Below are 3,450 nucleotides of genomic sequence, written 5' to 3' on the forward strand. Positions count from 1 at the left end.
GAATCCATTCTTGTTTTTAGCGTCCTAGCCGGTCTTTGAAAAAAACTGCCCCCAGGAATCGAGCGCAGCGAGATTCAATAGAGTTTGAGCGAAGCGAAAACATAGGGCAGTTTTAAATGCCGTTTTTAATTTTTTTGGGCTTTTAATAATAAAAAAGCTTTTAAATGCTTTTAAGCAGTCTGAAAGCATTGATATACGTGCGTTTCAGAGGACATAAGACGACACTTAGTGTGCTAAAAGACGACACTTAGTGTGCTAGAAATTCTCAATAAGACGACACTTAGTGTGCTTTGAAAGACAAAATAAAACATGTCGTTTTAAGCACGTTTAGTTTGCAAGATGCGACAAAATAAAATATGTCTGCTTATTGCTTCTTGATAAGGCTTCACATAAGATCAATAAGACGACATAATAAAATAAGACGCTATATGAAAGATTTAATTGTGAAAGATAACGCTTTAATTAATGCCAGCTACAATCTTGACCTAGTGGAACAACGGTTAATTCTTTTAGCAATAATTGAAGCCCGTGAAAGTGGTAAAGGTATTAATGCGAATGACCCTTTAACTATTCACGCAGAGAGCTATATCAACCACTTTGATGTATTGAAAAATGGTGCTTATCAAGCACTAAAAGAAGCCTGTAAAGACTTGTTTGCTCGTCAATTTAGCTATCAAGAACCAAGAGGAAAAGGAGTAGCTCATATTACCTCACGTTGGGTTTCTCAAATTGCATACATCGAAAAAACGGCATCTGTTGAGTTAATTTTTTCACCTGCAATTATCCCTTTAATAACTCGGCTAGAAAAACAATTTACGAGCTATGAGTTAGAGCAAGTAAAAGGGCTTTCCACTGGCTACGCCATTAGACTTTATGAACTTTTGATTGCTTGGCGTAGTAGTGGGAAAACACCAATTATTGAGCTAAGTGAGTTCAGAGAAAGATTGGGAGTATTAGAAAGTGAATATCATCGAATGCACGACTTTAAAAAGCGTGTTTTAGAACCATCATTAAAGCAAATCAATGAAAATACAGATATTACTGTCAAAGAAGAACAGCACAAAAGAGGACGTAATATTATTGGTTTTTCATTCCGATTTAAACAGAAGGCACAGCCAAAAAAACAACAAAAAACCGACCCTAAACGAGATCCAAACACACCTGATTTCTTTGTCGAAATGACCGATGCACAACGGCATTTGTTTGCACACAAATTATCTGAACTGCCCGAAGTTGGTAGCGAATATGCAGAGATCGGAGAGTCATCCGAAGACTTTACGAAACGCCTTGCAGACATGCTTTTAGAGCCAAAAAAATTCAGGATGTTTTATCCGCTACTGGAACAGCTCGGCTTTGGTTCTAAGAAAATCCAATCAGCACCAATCAAACAGGTCGATGAACCTAAGTTTATAGATTTTCCAAATATGCAGATCAACCGAATTTCTTACGGCATGTCCAGAAATAAAAAATTCAAACATTTGAAGCAAGAGAATGAATCACCTAATGATTTTATGCAACGGCTTTGCATCATGCTAAAAGACCCAAAACAGCAACTTCAATTTTACGATTTCCTAAAATCTAATCCTTGAGTTTCCCCCTCTACTGCATATAATGGCTCGATTTGGGTGTTGGAAGATGGAAAAAATGCTGGTTTATTAAGGCTATTGCCTAAGTAGAGCTGATTGAATCTTAGGGATTGGAAATTTTTAAAATGAATCATAATGGAGCCGATTTGGATCAAATAAAGTTAAAACAAATTAAAACTGACTTAAGTGTTGATGGAATTGTTAAGCTATCTCAGTTTATTGATAAAAAAGAAGTAAATTTAATCAAAGAGAGTTTGGTTGAAGAACTGAAACGTTTAAAAATTTATGAAAATAATAAAATAATCTCTAAAGAATTGAAAAAATTGAGTCATTTTCAACAGATTGTCATGTTGTCCAGAACAGTTAAACAGCCAAAAACTTTAGAAAAATATTCAGATATTTTGGGTGAAGTTGTATTCAAAATTTTTGCTAAAAAGTTTTACTCTGATCAGAAACAGCAACTTCTACTGACATTACCTCAACAGGAAAAATGGACACTGAATGATTTAAAATGGCATGTCGATTCACATTCAACAGCTTTTGAGTCACTGCAATTTTTTTTAATCATTGATGATATTCAACCTCATGGTGGTGGAACTCTAGTTTTGAAAGGTTCACATCATTTAACTGAACGATCTTCTTCAAGTCAGCTGAATCATTTATTGAGTACGAAAATATTAAATCAGCCTTTTGATTTTCAGAATAAAAAATTAGAGATCATTGAATTAACTGGCGTACAAGGGGATGTGTATTTAATGGATATGAGGGTTATTCATTCTCCAGCGATAAATGCTGCAAAAAAGATAAGAATGATGGCAACGTATAGATATTTTCAGAATTTGTAAGATAAATAAAGAAAACCCATCATCCTGACAGGATCTTCTTCATAAGAGATATTCCTAATCCATGCTGACATTCACATAGAAAAGAAACTATTGATAACACCTAATGTTTTTAATGTAGTAATGCCCGAGATTAAAAAACATATGGAAATTAAAGACTAGACTCTTTCATTTGATCATGTTCCTTGATATGCATTTAAGCGAAATGCAAAGTTTTGTCCAAATAACTGAGCGGTTTTAATATCGCCAATATCAAAAGCATCTGCCGCACTGGCATGTTCGGCTTGTGCCATAAGACCAGACCATGAGCCGAGACGATTGGCTGCTTGCGTATACGGAACACCTTGATGTTGCTCAGGTAAAATAGGGTTGCCGACCCATACCATACCGTGTTGCATCGAAAAGGTGAAAAGCGAAATCAGGGTCGATTGCTTATCCCCAGCAGGTAATGAGGAAACAGTAAATCCTGCGGCTAATTTTCCTTTAAAAGCCTGCTTCTTCCATAATGGACCTGTGGCATCCATGAGTTGTTTAAAAGTGCCAGAGACACCACCTAAAAAAGATTTCAAAACGCCCCAACTTTTGGGGCTTATTTTTATCTTTTTCAGAGGCCGTTTTTTTGTTTCTCGGAGAGAAACGCGGAAGCGTGCATTCCCTCCTGCTGTCGGAAAATGATAAATCCCCCAAACCGCTAAAAGTTGCCGATCGGCAACTTTTAAAATATCAAATTTTCACACATGGCTTAAAACCGCCTAAAATCGCCTTTAAGCGCACTTTTCTTCAAAACAGGGAAATCTAGCTAAACAGGGCTAAAAACGCCAATAAACGCAAAATAGGAGCATTTAGACCATGAAATTGAGTGATGCTGAAAAAAATAATCGTTTGTCAGAGGTGTTTTTAAAGAAATCAGATCGAGAATATTACGATTTAGAAATCACTGAAGATCATCAAAAACTTTATGATCAGTACGTTTCAGGTGATTTAAACAAGCAAGATTTTGAAGAACAACTAAACAAATTGAT

1 protein-coding gene and 2 pseudogenes are annotated in these 3,450 nt (G+C 35.8%); 2 read left to right on the top strand and 1 reads right to left on the bottom strand.

The features are described 5' to 3' along the window. Window positions 1-428 precede the first annotated feature (428 nt). Both repM and FTV38_RS16905 read left to right on the top strand, forming a co-directional pair. Window positions 429-1,355: pseudogene (gene repM / locus FTV38_RS16900) on the top strand (replication initiation protein RepM); the annotation flags it as partial. A 356-nt stretch (window positions 1,356-1,711) separates the two neighbouring features. Next, on the top strand, window positions 1,712-2,431 hold the full coding sequence (locus tag FTV38_RS16905) for a phytanoyl-CoA dioxygenase family protein (protein WP_087554354.1): 720 nt from the start codon (window positions 1,712-1,714) through the stop codon (window positions 2,429-2,431). 173 nt (window positions 2,432-2,604) lie between these two features. Here the strand turns inward: FTV38_RS16905 and FTV38_RS16910 are convergent. Next, a pseudogene (locus tag FTV38_RS16910) lies at window positions 2,605-2,985 on the bottom strand (flavodoxin family protein); the annotation flags it as partial. Window positions 2,986-3,450 lie beyond the last annotated feature (465 nt).

Source organism: Acinetobacter sp. YH16044, assembly GCF_013417145.1.
Taxonomy (GTDB): domain Bacteria; phylum Pseudomonadota; class Gammaproteobacteria; order Pseudomonadales; family Moraxellaceae; genus Acinetobacter; species Acinetobacter amyesii.

Bases quoted from the DNA above. Each gene is read 5' to 3' on its own strand.
- FTV38_RS16905 (WP_087554354.1), top strand. From the start codon at position 1,712: ATGAATCATAATGGAGCCGATTTGGATCAAATAAAGTTAAAACAAATT.